The organism is Teichococcus coralli (genome assembly GCF_009829925.1).
Classification (GTDB): Bacteria; Pseudomonadota; Alphaproteobacteria; order Acetobacterales; family Acetobacteraceae; genus Pseudoroseomonas; species Pseudoroseomonas coralli.
Genome location: NZ_SNVJ01000038.1, coordinates 1 through 17,134 on the forward strand (window position 1 = coordinate 1; position 17,134 = coordinate 17,134).

14 protein-coding genes and 2 pseudogenes are annotated in these 17,134 nt (G+C 73.6%); 8 read left to right on the forward strand and 8 right to left on the reverse strand.

The genetic code is table 11. The annotated features are described in order from the left end of the window. Positions 1 to 2,586 (reverse strand): helicase-related protein (locus E0493_RS22085; RefSeq protein ID WP_235913967.1); only part of this gene is annotated, 2,586 nt, incomplete at its 3' end. Between the two features lie 684 nt (positions 2,587 to 3,270). Next, the gene (locus tag E0493_RS23630; protein WP_235913968.1) at positions 3,271 to 3,501 is read right to left on the reverse strand and encodes a hypothetical protein; all 231 of its coding nucleotides are present in this window, start codon (positions 3,499 to 3,501) and stop codon (positions 3,271 to 3,273) included. Between E0493_RS23630 and E0493_RS24015 the strand changes: the two are divergent. From E0493_RS24015 to E0493_RS22100, 3 genes and pseudogenes are all read left to right on the forward strand, one after another. Beyond that, positions 3,407 to 4,171 (forward strand): annotated as a pseudogene (locus E0493_RS24015) (methyl-accepting chemotaxis protein); the annotation flags it as partial. The gene E0493_RS23630 and the pseudogene E0493_RS24015 overlap by 95 nt on opposite strands. Positions 4,172 to 4,325: 154 nt before the next feature. Then, complete coding sequence (locus E0493_RS23810) at positions 4,326 to 4,457, forward strand: hypothetical protein (RefSeq protein ID WP_268894144.1); 132 nt, start codon at positions 4,326 to 4,328, stop codon at positions 4,455 to 4,457. Positions 4,458 to 4,559: 102 nt separating this feature from the next. Next, a complete protein-coding gene (locus E0493_RS22100) occupies positions 4,560 to 5,660 on the forward strand; it encodes an MFS transporter (RefSeq protein ID WP_160939434.1) in 1,101 nt (366 codons plus the stop codon). Positions 5,661 to 5,675: 15 nt separating this feature from the next. On the opposite strand, the gene E0493_RS22105 is transcribed toward E0493_RS22100, so the two are convergent. Beyond that, on the reverse strand, positions 5,676 to 6,524 hold the full coding sequence (locus tag E0493_RS22105; protein ID WP_160939435.1) for a metallophosphoesterase family protein: 849 nt from the start codon (positions 6,522 to 6,524) through the stop codon (positions 5,676 to 5,678). 559 nt (positions 6,525 to 7,083) lie between these two features. Next, a complete protein-coding gene (gene acnA / locus E0493_RS22110; RefSeq protein ID WP_160939436.1) occupies positions 7,084 to 9,786 on the reverse strand; it encodes an aconitate hydratase AcnA in 2,703 nt (900 codons plus the stop codon). Positions 9,787 to 9,879: 93 nt separating this feature from the next. Between acnA and ccmA the strand changes: the two genes are divergently transcribed. Together ccmA and ccmB are read left to right on the forward strand one after the other, a co-directional pair. After that, a complete protein-coding gene (ccmA, locus tag E0493_RS22115) occupies positions 9,880 to 10,482 on the forward strand; it encodes a heme ABC exporter ATP-binding protein CcmA (protein ID WP_456316355.1) in 603 nt (200 codons plus the stop codon). Continuing rightward, positions 10,479 to 11,129 carry a heme exporter protein CcmB gene (gene ccmB / locus E0493_RS22120; RefSeq protein WP_160939438.1) on the forward strand — a complete coding sequence of 217 codons (651 nt, stop codon included), beginning with the start codon at positions 10,479 to 10,481 and terminating at the stop codon, positions 11,127 to 11,129. Before ccmA ends, ccmB begins: the two co-directional genes overlap by 4 nt. A gap of 45 nt (positions 11,130 to 11,174) precedes the next feature. Here the strand turns inward: ccmB and E0493_RS22125 are convergent, their stop codons facing one another. From E0493_RS22125 to tsaD, 4 genes are all read right to left on the reverse strand, one after another. Then, positions 11,175 to 11,849: a haloacid dehalogenase type II gene (locus E0493_RS22125; protein ID WP_160939439.1), complete on the reverse strand. Its 675-nt coding sequence runs from the start codon at positions 11,847 to 11,849 to the stop codon at positions 11,175 to 11,177. 71 nt (positions 11,850 to 11,920) lie between these two features. Continuing rightward, entirely contained in the window at positions 11,921 to 12,898 is a 978-nt protein-coding gene (locus E0493_RS22130; protein ID WP_160939440.1) for an NAD(P)H-dependent glycerol-3-phosphate dehydrogenase, read from the reverse strand. 6 nt (positions 12,899 to 12,904) lie between these two features. Next, a complete protein-coding gene (locus E0493_RS22135) occupies positions 12,905 to 13,732 on the reverse strand; it encodes a 23S rRNA (adenine(2030)-N(6))-methyltransferase RlmJ (protein ID WP_160939441.1) in 828 nt (275 codons plus the stop codon). After that, positions 13,729 to 14,793 carry a tRNA (adenosine(37)-N6)-threonylcarbamoyltransferase complex transferase subunit TsaD gene (gene tsaD / locus E0493_RS22140; protein ID WP_160939442.1) on the reverse strand — a complete coding sequence of 355 codons (1,065 nt, stop codon included), beginning with the start codon at positions 14,791 to 14,793 and terminating at the stop codon, positions 13,729 to 13,731. The genes E0493_RS22135 and tsaD overlap by 4 nt, the downstream gene beginning before the upstream one ends. 108 nt (positions 14,794 to 14,901) lie before the next feature. Between tsaD and hemC the strand changes: the two genes are divergently transcribed. The 3 genes and pseudogenes from hemC to E0493_RS23635 form a co-directional block, all read left to right on the forward strand. Then, positions 14,902 to 15,936, forward strand: a complete 1,035-nt coding sequence (gene hemC / locus E0493_RS22145; protein ID WP_160939443.1) for a hydroxymethylbilane synthase — start codon at positions 14,902 to 14,904, stop codon at positions 15,934 to 15,936. 20 nt (positions 15,937 to 15,956) lie between these two features. Further along, on the forward strand, positions 15,957 to 16,727 hold the full coding sequence (locus E0493_RS22150) for a uroporphyrinogen-III synthase (protein WP_367614572.1): 771 nt from the start codon (positions 15,957 to 15,959) through the stop codon (positions 16,725 to 16,727). A 3-nt stretch (positions 16,728 to 16,730) separates the two neighbouring features. Next, positions 16,731 to 17,134: pseudogene (locus E0493_RS23635) on the forward strand (hypothetical protein); the annotation flags it as partial.

Here is a 17,134-nt window from a genome sequence, read left to right on the forward strand (position 1 = left end):
GCCCTCCTCGGCCGGGGCGGCGCCTTCGGCTCCGGCCACCGCCGCCTCGCGCGGCGGGCGGGCGGGAGCGCGCTCGGGGCGGCGGTCGCCGCCGCGCCGGTCGGGGCGGAAGCGGCTGCGGTGGTCTTCCCGGCGGGCGCTGACCATCGGCGGCGCCGGCGGCCCGAAGACGTCCTCGGCCGGCGCCTCGGGGGTCAGCAGGCGGAAGCCGAGCACGTTCAGCACCGTCGGCAAGGTGTCGGCCTTGACGCCGAGGCGGCTGGCCACGTCCGGCGGCAGCATGGCGGGCGCCCGGCGCGTCAGATGGCCCAGCTCGCCGGCGACGCGCTCGGCGACGTCGAGCCGAAGCAGCACCGGGCCGGCCTGCACCCAGCCCATGCTGCCGGCGAAGCCCTCGGGCCAGCCTTCCGGCGGCGGCACCGAGACCAGGCCGCCGCCCGGCAGCTCCGGCGTGTCGCACTCCGCCTTCAGCGCCCAGAGCTGCGCGCGCAGCGCCATGGGGCGGGGCTTCAGCACCTCGGGCAGGTAGAGCGCGAAGCGGCCGGCACGGATGCCGATGGCCTTCAGCTTCTGGCGCAGTTCAGGATTGACCTCGGCCTCGGTGCCGCCAGGCACCAGGCCGAGATGCTCGCGCAGCCGGAAGGCCGGGCCGCGCAGCGCGCCGTCCTCGGCCGCCTTGGCCTCGGCGGCGTCGATGGCGGCGAAGTCGCGCTTGATCATGCCCTCGATCCAGGCGGCGAGTCGCGCGCGCACCCGCTCGCGCTGGGCGCCGTCCAGGAACTCGGAGGGCAGCGGCTCCACCAGCGGCTTGTCCGGGGTTGGGCCCGGCCGCAGGCGCGCCACTTCGGCGCCGTTCCAGACGATCCGATGAGCGGGGGTCAGGGTGAAGGCGTCATCGGACGCCGTTTCCAGTTCAGTCACGCGCTTCGGCATCTCACTTTGAAGGGCACGGCGGGCGGCGCGGAGCACGAGCTTGCGCTCTTCTCCATTACCCGCAGTTGCGTCGGGTTCAAACACGAAACCCGTCACATGGCCAACCGGGTGACCCTCCACCACCACTTCGCCCTTTCGGGTGACGGCGGAGAGCAGTTCCTCGGCGGTGTCGTCGAGCCGGCGGATCAGGTGCGCGGCGCGGCGGTCCACGAAGCGGGCGGTCAGGCGCTCATGCAGCGCGTCGCTCACCGCGTCCTCCGCGGCGCGGGCCTCGTTCTGGAAGCGTGTGGCATCGCGCAGCCAGTCGGCACGGGCGGCGATGTAGGACCAGACGCGGATGGCGGAAAGCCGCGTCATCAGCGTGTCGATGTCGCCTTCGATGCTGGCGCATTGCGCGATCTGCCCGCCCACCCAGTCGGCGGGCAGGTGGCCCTCCTTCACCAGGTGGCCGAAGACGCGGGCGCAGAGCCGGGTGTGGCTGTCGTCGGCCAGCTTGCGGAAGTCGGGGATCTGGCAGGTTTCCCACAGCAGCCGGACGCGGGCGCGCGAATTGGCGAGGTTGCGCACCTCCTGCTCGCGCGCCAGCGCGGCGAGGGTGATGTGGTCGGTCGCGTCGTTGCCCTTGGCGAGGCCGGGCACCGGCGGCGAGGCGGCGAGGCTGTCCAGCAGGCCGTCGATGCTGGTCATGTCGAGCTTGGCGTTGCGCCAGGCCAGCGTCATCAGCGGCTCGAACTGGTGGCCCTCGATCTTGGCGACCATCTCCTCCGGCAACGGCGGGCAGTCGGCGGTGACGCCGAAGGTGCCGTCGCGCATGCCGCGCCCGGCGCGGCCGGCGATCTGCGCCGCCTCCTGCGCCTCCAGCGGGCGGGAGCGGTGGCCGTCGAACTTGGTCAGCGAGGCGAAGGCGACATGGTCCACGTCCATGTTCAGGCCCATGCCGATGGCGTCGGTCGCCACCAGGAAGTCCACCTCGCGGTTCTGGTAGAGGGCCACCTGCGCGTTGCGCGTGCGCGGCGAGAGCCGGCCCATCACCACGGCGCAGCCGCCGCGCCGGCGGCGGATGGCCTCGGCGATGGCATAGACCTCGCCGGCGGAAAAGGCGACCACGGCGCTGCGCGGCGGCAGGCGCGTCAGCTTCGCGGGGCCGGCATAGCTGAGCTGCGAAAGGCGCGGGCGCGTCTCGATCTCCGCCTGCGGCACCAGGCGCTGCAGCAGCGGGCGGATGGTCTCGGCGCCAAGGAACATGGTCTCCACCAGGCCGCGCGCGTTCAGCAGGCGATCGGTGAAGATGTGGCCGCGGTCGGGGTCGGCGCAGAGCTGGATCTCGTCCACCGCGACGAACTCGGTGCGCCCCTGGGAACCGCTGCCGAGCGGCATGGCCTCGACGGTGCAGGCGAACCACTTGGCCTCGGGCGGAACAATCTTTTCCTCGCCGGTGATGAGGGCGACGTGGCGCTCGCCCTTCACCGCCACCATGCGGTCGTAGTTCTCCCGCGCCAGCAGGCGCAAGGGGAAGCCGATGATGCCGGAGGCATGCGCCAGCATCCGGGTGATCGCCAGATGGGTCTTGCCGGTGTTGGTCGGGCCGAGAACGGCCTTGACCCGCGCGGGAAACATCGACGAGGCGGCGGAAGAGAAGACGCGGTCTGGCATCGCCTGCCTTGTCTGACGCCAACGCGGGGGCTTGGCAACCGTGGCCGCTTAACCGCGGCGAAAGGATACTCCCATAAAAGGGAAGAGGTGCCGCCAGGCTCAAGGCGGCAACCTTGGCTTCGGAGGAAATGACCGGATGACCCGCTGGCTGTCGCGCTCCCTGGCGACCCGACTTTACATGCTGCTCGGCCTCTCCGGCCTGGTGGCGCTGGCCACAGCCGCCTTCGCGCTCTGGGCCCTCTCCAGCTACGAGACGGAGGTGCGCGAGACGCAGCGCGCCGGGGCCGCCGCCTGGCGGGCGGAGCGGGTGAACACGCAGGTCATGGCCGTGGTGTCGGACAGCCGCCTGCTCTATTTCACCGAACCCGGCGAGCCGGCGCGCAAGGCCGCCGCCTCGCTGCGGCAGCATCTCGCCGCGCTGCAGGTCGAGATGGAGGCCTGGCGGGGGCTGGTGCCGCCGGCCGAGCGGGCCGACTTCACCGAGCTGGAGCGCGCCGTGGCCGAGTTCGTGCGCTTCCGCACCGAGGTGGCCCGCGCCGGTGTCGAGCAAGGCCCGCCAGCGGCCAACCAGCTCGGCAACAACGAGGCCAACCGCGCCAACCGCCGCGGGCTCAACGCGCTGCTCGACAAGGCGGCCAAGGCCGCCGAGGCGGCGAGCGAGGCGGCGGCGGAGGGGGCCGTGGCCTACGCGGAAAGGCTCTCCGGGCTGCTGATGCTGCTGGTCGCGGCTTCGCTGCTGGCGCTGGGCATGGTGCTGGCGCTCACGGTGCGGCGGAGCATCCTGGCCCCGCTGCAGGGCGCGACCCAGGGCATCGCCACCATGGCGCAGGGCACCCTGACCCGCCCGGTGCCGGGCAGCGAGCGGCTCGACGAGATCGGCGTGCTGGCCGGGGCGGCGGAAACGCTGCGTGGCAACCTCAGCCACGCCGCCGAGCTGGAGCGCGAGGCCCGCGCGGAGAACGAGGCGCGCCTGCAACGCGCCGAACTCTACGCCGCGGCCGTGGGAGGCTTCCGCCAGGAGGTGGATGGCGCCATGGCCGAGCTGTCCCAGGCGGCGCGCGCGGTGGATGGCGCCGCCACGGCGCTGCGCCAGACCTCCGAGCGCACCGCCCTCGCCGGGGGGGCGGCCTCCGAGGCGGCGGAGAGCACCGCGCAGGAGGTTCGCACCGTGGCGGCCGCCGCCGAGCAGATGGCCTCGGCCGTGCAGGAGATCGCGCGGCAGACCGGCGAGGCGACCCAGGTGGCCGCCGCCGCCGCCCAGGCGGCGCAGGAGAGCGACCGCACGATGCAGAGCCTGACCGAGGCGGCCGCCCGCATCGGCGACGTGGTGAAGCTGATCGGCGACATCGCCGGGCAGACCAACCTGCTCGCGCTGAACGCGACGATCGAGGCGGCGCGGGCGGGGGAGGCCGGCAAGGGCTTCGCCGTGGTGGCCTCGGAAGTGAAGACCCTGGCCAACCAGACCGCCAGGGCGACCGAGGAGATCGCCAGCCAGATCGCCGCGATGCGCCAGGCCACCGGGGCGGCGGTGGGCGCGATCGGCAGCATCGCGGGCACCATTGCCGAGGTGGACCGCATCAGCGGCGGCATCGCCGCGGCGGTGGAGGAGCAGGGCGCGGCGACGCGCGAGATCGCCCGGGCTGCCGCGGCGGCGGCGCAGGGCACCACCGNGCGAGATCGCCCGGGCTGCCGCGGCGGCGGCGCAGGGCACCACCGAGGTCGCCCGGCGCAGCGAGGAGGTGCGCAGCGCCGCCAGCCAATCGCGCGAGGCGGTGTCGGGCCTGGCCGAGGCCGCCGGCACCTTGCAGGCGCGCAACGGCAGCCTGCGCGGCGCGGTGGATGGCTTCCTCGCCCGCATCGGCAACGGCTGACAGGCTGGACCGCCGCCTGTCGCGCCCCGAGAATGGCGGGGCCGGGGCATTCGCTTCCGGCCCCTTCGAACCCGGGGTGTCCGCATTTCCGCCTTTCGCCATGTGCTGCTGCTCTGTGCGGTCTTCGCCACCATCGGGGTGGTGCAGCCCTTCCTTCCGGCCTTTCTGGCCGCGCGCGGGCTGAACCCGGACGAGATCGCGCTCGCGCTGGCGCTCGGCTCCGGGGTGCGGCTGCTGGCGGCGCCGATGGCCGGCCGCTGGGCCGATGCGCTGGGCGATGCGCGGGTGCTGCTGGCTGGCCTGGCGCTGCTCGGCCTGCTCGCGGCGGGCGGCTTCCTGGCGGCAGCCGGGCTGCTCGGGTTTCTGCTGGTGCAGCTGCTGCTGAACGCCGCCAGCGCGCCGCTGACGCCCCTGGCCGATGCGCTCTGCCTCGCCGCCATGCGCGAGGGGCGCCTGGACTACGGCCGCGTGCGGGCGGCCGGTTCGGTAGCGTATATCGCGATGGCGGCCTTCGCCGGGTGGTGCGCGGGGCGCGCCGGCTTCGGCGTGGTGCCCTGGCTGATCGGCGCTGCCATGCTGGGCACGCTGGCCGCCAGTTGCATCCTGCCGCGCCCGCCCAGCCTGCCGGAGCGGCGGCAGGGCGGCGGCTTCCGTGCCGCCCTGCGGCTGCCGGGCTTCGCGCGGCTGCTGCTGCTTTCCGGGCTGATCCAGAGCAGCCATGCCGCCTATTACGCCTTCGGCAGCATCCATTGGGCGGCGGCCGGGCATTCGCCCGGCGTCATCGGGCTGCTCTGGGCCGAGGGCGCGGTGGGCGAGGTGGCGCTGTTCCTGTTCGGCCGTGGGCTGATGGCACGGATCGGCCCGCGCGGCATGGCCTTGCTGGCGGCCGGGGCGGGGCTGCTGCGCTGGAGCGTCCTGGCGGCCACCACCTGGCTGCCGGCGCTTGCGGCGGTGCAGGCGCTGCACGCGCTGAGCTTCGGGGCGCAACACCTGGCAGCGATGCACCTGATCCTGCGGCTGGTGCCGCCGGCCCAGGCCGGCACCGCGCAGACCCTGCACGCCGCGCTCGGCGTCGGCCTGCTGATGGGGCTTCTCACCTGGCTTTGCGGCCCGCTCTATGCCGCCCTGGGCGGCGGGGTCTTCCTGCCGATGGCGGCGTTGTGCCTGCTTGCCATCCCGCTCGCCCTCACCTTGCGGACGTGACGTCGGGGGAAGCTGTCAGAGATCCAGCTCGGGCGCGCCCTCCTCGGGGGTCAGCACTTCCGTCGGCCAGGCCGGGGCGGCGGCGCTGGTCCAGGCCTGGCCGTCCCAGCGGCGGGGCTCGATGCGCGCCTGCCCGCCATCCACGATGATACGGTTGTAGGCGTTTGGCTCGCCGCGCAGGCGGGTCGAGATGGCCGAGCCCGCCTGCACCACCAGCAGCTCCTGGCGATGGACGGCGCTGCTGGAGGCGCCGCGGTGCAGCCGCACATAGCCGCGGTGCAGGTGACCGGACAGGATCAGCCGCACGCCGGCGCGCTGCAGCTTCTCCAGGGCCGGAGCGGCGCGGCGGGCCAGCTGCGTGTCGGGCGCATCCTCCGGGGCCAGGAAGGGATGGTGCGCGACAACGATGCGGAACAGGCCCGGCGGCAGTTCCTCCAGCCGCTGCAGCAGCCGCTTCAGGCGGTGGGTCTTCACGCGGCCGCCTTCCCAGGAGAGGTGCAGCCCGCCGCGAACCACCGTGTTGAGCCCGATCACCGCCAGCTGGTCGTCGCGCCAGACCGGCTCCGTTTCGCCGCCGACAAAGCGGTGCCAGCGGCCGAAGGGGTCCAGGAACCGCTCCCAGGGCCAGTAGTTGGTGATGTCGTGGTTGCCCGGGACCACAATGATCGGCGCTTTCAGCTTCCCCATGAAGCGGCAGGCGGCGCGATATTCGAAGGAGCGGGCCCGCATGGTCAGGTCCCCGCTGATCGCCACCAGATCGGCCGGATCGGCGTTGAGTGTCTCCACCAGGGCTTCGGCCGCCGCATCGTCCACGCGGTTGAAGTGCAGGTCGGAGATGTGGTCGATGCGGCGCAGGCTGGTCATGGAGCGGAATCCTGGAAGCTGAGCCTTGTCCCCGTGCGGCGGGCCGGGACGACAACGCGGGGTGCAGGCGGATGGATGCGGCGTCGGCAGGCGGCGTCGCCGGCCTGCCGCCGCCGCGCGGCCAGGCTGGGGCAAGCCCGAAAGGTTTTCCTGCAAACGCCTGGAAACGGAATTGGGCGCATGCACCGGGCCGCAGCGTAACGGCTCCGTGAACGCGTGTGCCGCTCAAGGGTTGCGGGCTGCCCGGCCCTGCGCGCCGTCCTGGCCGGGCGTGGAAGCGAGTCCCGGCGGAGCCCGGGCGGGCGTTCAGGGCTTGCGCCGATCGCCGGAAACGCCACTCGTCCAAGGACAATGGCGATGAGCTGGAAGATCGACGCGCGGCCGATGGCGCCCCGCGCGACCCTGCATGGCCTGGTGGGGCTTCCCTGGAGTGCTTCGCTCCTCGGCCCCCCGCCGGTGGCCCATCGCCGCGGAAAACGGAAAAGGCCGGGGCGGGGCCCGGCCTTATCGCGCATCGGCGAAAGGCGCCGGAGGCTGACGCCCCGGCGCTTGCCCCTGTTCAGGCGGCCTTCGGCAGCGCCATGCTGCGCAGCACGTAGTGCAGGATGCCGCCGTTCTTGTAGTACTCGACCTCGTCAGCCGTATCGACGCGGCACTGCACCTCGGTGCGGGTCACCGAGCCGTCCGGGCGGTGGATCACCAGCTCCAGGATCATGCGGGGCTTCAGCCCCTCCAGGCCCTGGATGTCGATGATCTCCTCGCCGGTGAGGCCGAGGCTCTTGCGGTCCTCGTTCGGCTTGAAGACCAGCGGCAGCACGCCCATGCCCACCAGGTTGGAGCGGTGGATGCGCTCGAAGCTCTCGGCGATGACCGCCTTCACGCCGAGCAGGAAGGTGCCCTTCGCCGCCCAGTCGCGCGAGGAGCCGGTGCCGTACTCCTTGCCGCCGAAGATCACCAGCGGCACGCCCTCCGCCTTGTACTTCATGGCGGCGTCGTAGATCGGCATCACCTCGCCCGAGGGATGGTGCCTGGTGATGCCGCCCTCGATGCCCGGCACCATCTCGTTCTTGATGCGGATGTTGGCGAAGGTGCCGCGCATCATGACTTCATGGTTGCCGCGGCGGGCGCCGTAGCTGTTGAAGTCCTGCTGCCGCACCTGGTGCTCCAGCAGGTACTCGCCGGCCGGCGCGGTCTTCTTGATGGAGCCGGCGGGCGAGATGTGGTCGGTGGTGATGGAGTCGCCGAGCAGCGCCAGCACGCGCGCGCCCTGCACCGAGGCGATCGGCTTCGGCTCGGCGTCCATGCCCTCGAAGTAGGGCGGGTTCTGCACGTAGGTGGAGCCGGAGTTCCAGCGATAGGTGTCCGAGCCCGCGTCGACGCGGATCGCCTGCCACTGCTCCGGGCCCTTGAAGACGTCGGAGTAGCGGCTCTGGAACATCTCGCGCGTCACGACGGCGGCGACGGTGTCGTTCACCTCCTTCTGCGTCGGCCAGATGTCCTTCAGGTAGACCGGCTGGCCGTCCTTGCCGGTGCCGACCGGCTCCTTGGTGACGTCCAGCGTGATCGAGCCGGCGAGGGCGTAGAGCACCACCAGCGGCGGCGAGGCCAGGTAGTTGGCGCGCACGTTCGGGTGCACGCGGCCCTCGAAGTTGCGGTTGCCCGAGAGCACGGAGACCGCGACCAGCTTGTTGTTCTCGATGGCGTCCACGATCGGGTCGGCCAGCGGGCCGGAATTGCCGATGCAGGTGGTGCAGCCATAGCCGACGGTCTGGAAGCCCAGGGCGTCGAGATGGGTGTCGAGCCCGGCCTTCTGCAGGTAGTCGGTGACCACCTGGGAGCCGGGGGCGAGCGAGGTCTTGACCCAGGGCTTCGGCTTCAGGCCGAGCGCGTTGGCCTTCTTCGCCACCAGCCCGGCGGCGACCAGCACATAGGGGTTCGAGGTGTTGGTGCAGGAGGTGATGGCGGCGATCACCACGTCGCCATGGCCGAGGTCGTAGTTGGCGCCCTCGACCGGCACGCGCAGGTCGGCCTTGTCGCCCGGCACGCCGAGGTTGCCGGAGGCCAGCTCCTTGGCGAAGGCGGGGGCGGCGTTGGACAGCGCGACGCGGTCCTGCGGACGCTTCGGGCCGGCGAGCGACGGCTCGACGGTGCCCATGTCCAGCTCCAGCGTGTCGGTGAACACCGGCTCCGGCATGCTGGCGTCGGCGAACATGCCCTGCGCCTTGTAGTACTCGCGCACGAGGTTGATGCGGTGCTCGTCGCGGCCGGAGAGGCGCATGTAGTCGAGCGTCACCTCGTCGATCGGGAAGATGCCGCAGGTGGCGCCGTATTCCGGGGCCATGTTGCCGATGGTGGCGCGGTCGGCCAGCGCCATCTCGGCGAGGCCGGGGCCGAAGAACTCGACGAACTTGCCGACCACGCCCTTCTTGCGCAGCATCTGGGTCACGGTGAGGACGAGATCGGTGGCGGTGACGCCCTCGCGCAGCTTGCCGTAGAGCTTGAAGCCGATCACGTCGGGGATCAGCATGGCGATCGGCTGGCCGAGCATGGCCGCCTCGGCCTCGATGCCGCCGACGCCCCAGCCCAGCACGCCGAGGCCGTTCACCATGGTGGTGTGGCTGTCGGTGCCGTAGCAGCTGTCGGGATAGGCGAAGGTGTCGCCGGCGTCGGTGGCGGTCCAGACGCCCTGCGCCAGGTACTCGAGGTTCACCTGGTGGCAGATGCCGGTGCCGGGCGGCACGACGCGGAAGTTGTTGAACGCCTCCTGGCCCCAGCGCAGGAACTCGTAGCGCTCGCCGTTGCGCTCGAACTCGATGTCCACGTTCTTCTGCAGGGCGGAGGCGCTGCCGGAGACGTCCACCATCACGGAGTGGTCGATCACCAGGTCCACCGGCACCAGCGGGTTCACCCGCTTCGGGTCGCCGCCGAGCTTGATGATGCCGTCGCGCATGGCGGCGAGGTCCACCACGGCGGGAACGCCGGTGAAGTCCTGCATCAGGATGCGCGCCGGGCGGAAGGGCACTTCCTTCTCGCTCTTGCCTTCCTTCACCCACTCGGCGATGGCCTCGGCGTCCTTCACCGCGTAGGCACGGCCGTCCTCGTGGCGCAGGACGTTCTCCAGCAGGACCTTGAGGCTGTAGGGCAGGCGGCTGACGTCGCCGATGCTCTTTGCCGCTTCGGGCAGGCTGAAGTAATGGTAGGTCTTGCCGTCGACTGTCAGGGAGCGACGCGCCTTCAGGCTATCCTGCCCGATCATCCGCATGGTCCGGGGTCCCTTAGAGATTTGCTGCGAACGCCCTCGCTTATTACACGGGTGGCGCCCCCGGTCCATCGGCGGGCGGGGGCGCAGGGTGCGGTGCTGGAAGCAAAAGACATGGCCGTGGTGCGCGGCGAGCGGGTCGTGTTCGCCGGGCTTTCCTTCCGGGTCGCGCCGGGGGAGGCGCTGCTGCTGACCGGCCCGAATGGCGCGGGCAAGTCCACGCTGCTGCGGGCGCTGGCCGGGCTGGTGCCGCTGGCCGAGGGCGAAATGCTCTGGGCGGGCGAGGATGCCCTGGCCGAGCCGGCCGAGCATGCCGCCCGGCTGCGCTACCTCGCCCATGCCGAGGCGCTGAAGCCCAGCCTGACCGTCGCCGAGAACCTTCGCTTCTGGGCCAGCCGATGGGGCGGCGACATCGGCGCCGCGCTGGAGGCGGTGGCGCTGGCGCCGCTGGCCGAGCTGCCGGCGCGGATGCTCTCGGCCGGGCAGAAGCGGCGGCTGGCGCTGGCCCGGCTGGCGCTGGCGCCCTGCGCGCTCTGGCTGCTCGACGAGCCTTCGGTCGGGCTGGACACGGCTTCGGTCGCCCGCTTCGGCGATCTTCTCGCCCGCCACCGCGCGGCGGGGGGCGCGGTGCTGGCGGCCACCCATGTGCCGCTGCCGCTGCCCGGCGCGCGCGAGCTGCGGCTGGAGCCGGCGGCGTGATCGCCCTGCTCCGGCGCGAATTGCTGCTGGCGGCGCGCCATCCCGCCGACACGCTGGCGGCGGTGCTGTTCTTCCTGCTGGTGACGGCACTGTTCCCCTTCGGCGTCGGGCCTTCGCCCGAGGCGCTGGCGCGGCTGGCGCCCGGCGCACTGCTGGCCGCCGCCCTGCTGGCCGCGCTGCTGCCGCTCGACCGCCTGTTCGGCGCCGAGGCGGAGGATGGCTCGCTCGACCAGCTCCTGCTCTCCGGCCTCTCGGGCATGCAGATCACCACGGTGAAGGCGGCCGGGCACTGGCTGACCACCGGGGCGCCGCTGCTGATGGCCACGCCGGTCGCCGGCGCCATGCTGAACCTGCCGGTGGAGGCCTGGGGCGTGGCGGTGCTGGCCCTGGGGCTGGCGACGCTGTTCCTCTCCTTTGTCGGCACGGCGGGCGCGGCGCTGACGCTGGGCGCGCGCCGGGGCGGGGTGCTGCTGCCGCTGCTGGTGCTGCCGCTGGCCATCCCCGCCATCATTTTCGGCGCGGCGGGGATCGAGGCGGCGGCGAGCGGCCTGCCGGCGCGTCCCTTCCTGCTGTTGCTCGGCGCGCTGGTCGCCGCCGCCCTGCCGCTCGCGCCGCTGGCGGCCGGCGCGGCGCTGCGGACGGACTGAGCGGGCCGGCCGCAGCGCCCCGCGGGGGCCTGGAGGGGGCCGTGCTCAGGCGAGCGCCAGGATCGCCCTTGCCACGTCCACAAGCGTGGCGCCCTCGACCTCCGGTGCGGGCAGCATGGCGGGGAAGGGACGCCCGCGTGCCACGAAGCCCCCCAGCAGCCCGGCCGCGCGGGCGCCGTTCACATCCCAGGGATGCGAGGCCACCAGCAGCATCCGCCCCGCCGGCACCCCGGCCCGCGTGGCGGCTCGCGCATAGACTTCGCGGCGGGGCTTGCTGAGCCTGACTTCCTCCACGGAAACCACCTCCGCCACCCGCTCGCGCAGGCCGGCGCCGTGAAGCAGCTTCTCCGTCGCCTCCGCCGCCCCGTTGCTGAGCGCGATCAGCCGAAGCCCGCCCCCGCGCAGCAGGTCCATCGCCTCCGCCGCGTCGGCATGGGCGGGCAGCTGCCCCATGCCGTCGAGCAGCTGGGCCTTCTGTGCCTCGGGGGCGCTGCGGCCGTGGCGGGCGAGCAGGTCGTCGAGGTTGGCGCCCATCACGGCGCGCAGCGGGCGGAAGTCGCCGATCGCGGCGAGGGCGAAGCTGTCCCGCAGGCTGGCGGCGAACCAGCCCTGCAGCAGGGCACCGGGCAGGCCGAGCGCCTCCAGCCGCGGCGCCAGCGGCTCAATGGGAAAAAGGGTCTCGATGACGTCGAAGACCACAACATCGGGGCGCTGCGGCATGGGCTGTCTCTCCGGGGCTGCGTGCGTTCCGGTAACGCGGTGGAGCGGGCGGAGTCAGCGCGGCCGGAACCTCACTCCGTGCGGCGCGGGCGGGCCAGCAGGGCTTCCATGGCCCCGGCCACGTCCACCTTGCCGGCCAGCACGTCGGCCACGGCGGCGGTGATGGGCATGTCCACGCCCGCCGCACGGGCGCGGGCCAGCAGGGCGGGCGCGGTGGCGACGCCCTCCGTCACGCTGTTGCGCCCGGCCAGGATGTGCTCCAGCGCCTCGCCCCGCCCGAGCGCGACGCCCAGCGAGAAGTTGCGGCTGCCCGGCCCGGTGCAGGTCAGCAGCAGGTCGCCGAGGCCGGAAAGGCCGCTGACCGTTTCCGCCCGGCCACCCAGCGCGTCGGCCAGGCGGGCGATCTCGGTCAGGCCGCGGGTCACCAGCGCGGCGCGTGCATTCTCGCCGAGCCCCGCCCCCATCACCGCCCCGGCGGCGATGGCGATCACGTTCTTGGCTGCGCCGCCGACCTGCGCGCCCACCGGGTCGTCCTGCTCATAGAGGCGGAAATGCGCGGTGGCGAGCCGCGCCGTGGCGGCCTCGCGCAGCGCGGCATCGGTGCTGGCGACCACGGCGGCGGCAGGCAGGCCAGCGGCGACCTCGCCAGCGAAATTGGGCCCGGAGAGCACGCCCGCCGGCAGGCCGGGCCGCAGCAGCGCAAGCGTTTCCAGCGGCAGGCGCAGCCCATCGCGGAGCACGCCCTTGGCGGCCACCAGCGCGGGCGGGAGGGCAGGCAGATGCGCCAGCACCGCCGCCATGTGCTGCGCCGGCACCACCAGCAGCGCGAGCCCGGCGCCTTCCAGCGCGGCGGCGGCATCGGCCGTCACCGTGATGCCCTCCGGAAGGCGATGGCCAGGCAGGTGGCCGGCATTCTCCCGCACCGCCTGCATCGCCGCCGCCCGGCCGGCGTCGCGCGCCCAGAGCCGCACCTCGCCGCCCGCCCGCGCGGCCTGGATGGCCAGCGCCGTGCCCCAGGCACCGGCGCCGATCACGGCGATCCGTTCCACGGCGCCTTACTCCTCCGCCAGCCGGGTCACGGCGAAGCCCTGGCCGGGCTCGCCGTCGCCCAGGCGCTCCAGCAGCACGGCGAGGATCCCGTTCGCCTCCTCCTCGAACCTCCAGGGCGGGTTGACCACCACCAGGCCGCAGCCATTGAGCCGCTGCGGGTCGGTCGGCTCGCGCAGCCACAGCTCGCAGGCCAGGATGTCCCGCACGCCGCTCTCCTGGAGGGCGGTGTGGAAGGCGCGCACCGGAGTGCGGTGCTTGATCGGGTACCAATGCGCCTGCACCCCGGCCCGGAAGCGGTGCGCCACCGTGGCCAGGCCCTCGGCCATGCGCTCGAACTCGCCCTCCACCTCGAAGGGGGGGTCCACCAGCACCAGGCCACGCTTCTCGGCGAAGGGGGTGAGGGCGGTCAGCGCCTCCCAGGCGTCGCGCTTGTGCACGGCGGTCTGCGGGTCGCCGCGGAACAGGGTGCGCAGGGTGGCGTGGTCCTCCTCGTGCAGCTCGCAGAGCACGAGGCGGTCGCGCGGGCGCAGCATCATGCGGACCAGCGAAGGGCTGCCGGGATAGCGTGGCGGAAAGCCGGCATGGCGCACCAGGGCAAGCCACTCGGCCAGCGGCCCCTCGGTGATGTCGAGCAGCCGGCCGATGCCGCGCCTCCATTCGCCGGTGCGCTCGGCCGCGGTGCCGGAAAGGTCGTAGGCGCCGATGCCGGCATGGGTGTCGAGCACGCGGAAGGGCGTGTCCTTGGCGCAGAGGCGGCGCATCAGCGAGACCACCAGCGCGTGCTTCATGCAGTCGGCGAAGTTGCCGGCGTGGAAGGCGTGGCGGTAGTTCATGCCGCCGCATCCCCTGGCTGCCCCGCGCGCAGCTCGTCGAGCGGCCAGCGCGGGCGCGGCGCCAGCTCCAGCGGGTCGGCCAGGCCGGCGCGCAGGCGCTCAATGCCGGCCCAGGCGATCATCACCGCATTGTCCGTGCAGAGCCGGATGGGCGGCGCGATCAGCGGCAGGCCGGCGCGGGCGGCCTCGGCGGCGAGGGCGGCGCGCACGCCCTGGTTGGCCGCCACGCCGCCGGCCACCACCATGGCGGTGGCGGCGGGGAGCATGGCGAGGGCATGGCGGGCACGGTCGGCCAGCACGGCGGCGACCACGTGCTGGAAGGCGCTCGCGAGGTCGGCGCGGTCCTGCTCGGTCACCAGCTTCGGGATGGCCTGGGCCACGGCGGTCTTCAGGCCGCTGAAGGAGAAGTCGCAGCCGGGGCGGCCGAGCATGGGGCGGGGGAGGGAATACCGCTTCGGGTCGCCGCTGGCCGCCAGCTTCTCCAGCGCCGGGCCGCCGGGCCAGGGCAGGCCCATCAGCTTGGCCGACTTGTCGAAGGCCTCGCCAACCGCGTCGTCCAGGGTGGAGCCGAGGCGGCGGTAGCGGCCGAGCCCCTCCACCGCCACGCACTGACAATGCCCGCCGGAGAGCAGCAGCAACAGGTAGGGGAACGCGACCCCGCCCGGCACCAGCCCGGGCAGTCGGGCGGTGAGGGCATGGCCCTCCAGGTGGTTGATGCCGAGGAAAGGCAGGTTGTGGGCGATCGCCATGCCCTTGCCGAAGCTGGCGCCGACGATCAGCCCGCCGATCAGCCCCGGCCCGGCGGTGGCGGCGACGCCGCCGAGATCGGCGGGCTTCACGCCCGCTTCCGCCATCACCTGGGTGGCCAGGGCGGGCAGGTGCGCCAGGTGGGCGCGCGCCGCGATCTCCGGCACCACGCCGCCGTAGGGGGTGTGCTCGGCGAGCTGGCTGCGCACCGCCTCGGCCAGGATGCTGCCGTCGGGCGCCAGCAGGGCGGCCGCGGTTTCGTCGCAGCTCGCCTCCAAACCAAGGACTGGTCCGCTGATCAGCGCCGATTGCATCCGTTCTGCCTTTCCCATGCCGGGCGGTGGTTCTATGACGCCGGCATGTCCCTTGCCCACCCCGTCCCGTCGTCTGCCACGGCGGGTGCCTTCGCACATTCCCGCGCCATGGCCCCTGCGGATCTGCGGGGCGGCCAGGGCACCCCTCCGCATGGGCATCCTCAGGCGGCGCAGGTCAAGCCCCATGCGCGCCGGCCGCTGCCGCTGCGCGTCGGCACCCGCGGCTCGCCGCTGGCGCTGTGGCAGACCCGCACCTTTCTCGACCGCATCCTGCGCTTCTGCCCGGTGCTGCGGAACGCCAATGCCTTCGAGGAGCACGTCATCGCCACCTCCGGCGACCGCATCCAGGACCGCCGGCTGGCGGATATCGGCGGCAAGGGGCTGTTTGCCAAGGAAATCCACGAGGCGTTGCTGGACGGGCGCATCGACTTCGCCGTGCACAGCCTGAAGGACCTGGAGACCGAGCTGCCGCCCGGCATCGTGCTCGCCTGCACGATGACGCGGGAAGACGCGCGGGACGCCATGGTGCTGGGGCCGCGCTGCGGCGCCGCCCAGGCGGGCGACCCCTTCGCCGCCATCCCCGCCGGCGCGCGGATCGGCACCGCCAGCCTGCGGCGCCAGGCGCAGCTGCTGCACGCCCGCCCGGACCTCCAGGTGGACATGATCCGCGGCAATGTGGGTTCGCGCCTCGGCAAGCTGGAGGCCGGCGAGTTCGACGGCACGCTGCTGGCGCTGGCCGGGTTGAGGCGGCTGGGCCTGGAGGAACGCGCCTCGGTGGTGCTGGACCCGGAGGCGATGGTGCCGGCGGCCGGGCAGGGCATCGTCGGCATCACCGTGCGGGCCACCGATGGGGAGCTGCACGAGCTGCTCTCCGGCATCGAGGACCGCGCCGCCCGCGCCGTTTCCCGCGCCGAGCGGGCGCTGCTGGGCGCGCTGGACGGCTCCTGCCGCACGCCGATCGGCGGCCACGCGCGGCTGCTGCCCAATGGCGATCTGCACCTGACCGGACTGGTGGCCCGGCCGGACGGCAGCTTCCTGCTGAAGCGCAGCATCCACGGTGCCGCGGCCGATGCCGAGCGCCTGGGCCATGAGCTGGGCGACGGCCTGCGCGCCGACAGCCCGGCCGATATCTTCATCGCCTAGCCCCGTGGTTGCCTGACCCCGTGCGGGAGCCGCCCGCCGTTCTGATCACCCGGCCCGAGCCGGGCTGCGCAGAGACGGCCGCCGCCGTGGCGGCGCTGGGCTGGCGGCCACTGCTGGCGCCCGCGCTGGTGCTGGAGGCGCTGCCGCCGGCACCGGACCTCGCCCGGCCGACACAGGCGCTGCTGCTGCCCAGCCGCGCCGCGGCACGGGCCCTGGCCGGAAAGCTCGACCCTGCTTTGCCGGTGCTGGCGGTGGGCGGCGGCACCGCGGCCGAGGCGCGGGCAGCGGGCTTCACCGACATCACGCCCGCCGAGGGCGACGCCGCCACGCTGGCCGCCCTTGCCGCGGCACGGCTCGACCCCGCGCGCGGGCCATTGCTGCTGGCGGTCGGGCAGGGCTATGGCGCCGCCCTCGCGGCGGCGCTGCGCGGGCGGGGCTTCAGCGTGCGCCGGCGGGTGGTCTATGCCGCGCGCCCGGCCGCCGGCCTGCCCGATTCGACGCGGGCGGCCTTGCGGCAGGGCGCGGCGCGGGCGGCGCTGTTCCTGTCGCCGCGATCGGCGCTGATCACCCAGGCTTTGCTGCGGCAGAGCGGTCTTGTGGAAACCGTGCGGGGAATGGCGGCGTTCGCGCTGTCACCGCGTATTGCACGCGCCCTGGCGGACATGCCTTGGCAAGCGATCCATGCTACGGCGATGCCTGATTCCTCGGCGCTGCTGGCCCTGCTTGGTCCAGCGCCGGGGCGGGGGCCGGAGATCGCGCGCCCAGAACCGGAGAACGAGGGGCAGGAGTAGAGAATGACCGACACGCCGAAAGAGACCCCGAAGTCCGAGCCGGTGCCGGGCAGCCGCGACACCACGCCACGCAAGCCGGCGCACGACAATCCGAGCGTGCCGCCGCGCGCCCTGGGCGGTGCCGGAACGGCGGGTCCGGCCGCCGGCCCGGCCTCGCCGCCGGGCAAGCCCGCGGCGCCGGAAACGCCCGCGAGGGATCCGGGTCTGGCGATGCCGCCTCCGCCTTCGGCCACCTCCAGGCCGGCGGGAGCGCCGGCCAGCCCGCCATCCGGCGGGGCTCCCGGAAGCGTCCGCGCCCAGGAGAGCGGCAGCGGCGCCGCGAAGCCTGCCGCCGCTTCGGCCGCCCCGCCACGGCCACCCCAGGCTGCGCCGGCCCCGGCGCCGGCCGGCGGCGGTGGCGCCCGGCC

Excerpts from the sequence above, each read along its gene's own strand:
- E0493_RS22125 (WP_160939439.1), bottom strand. The coding sequence starts at position 11,849 with ATGCCGCAGCGCCCCGATGTTGTGGTCTTCGACGTCATCGAGACCCTT.
- E0493_RS22105 (WP_160939435.1), bottom strand. The coding sequence starts at position 6,524 with ATGACCAGCCTGCGCCGCATCGACCACATCTCCGACCTGCACTTCAAC.
- acnA (WP_160939436.1), bottom strand. The coding sequence starts at position 9,786 with ATGCGGATGATCGGGCAGGATAGCCTGAAGGCGCGTCGCTCCCTGACA.
- E0493_RS22135 (WP_160939441.1), bottom strand. The coding sequence starts at position 13,732 with ATGAACTACCGCCACGCCTTCCACGCCGGCAACTTCGCCGACTGCATG.
- hemC (WP_160939443.1), top strand. The coding sequence starts at position 14,902 with ATGGCCCCTGCGGATCTGCGGGGCGGCCAGGGCACCCCTCCGCATGGG.
- tsaD (WP_160939442.1), bottom strand. The coding sequence starts at position 14,793 with ATGCAATCGGCGCTGATCAGCGGACCAGTCCTTGGTTTGGAGGCGAGC.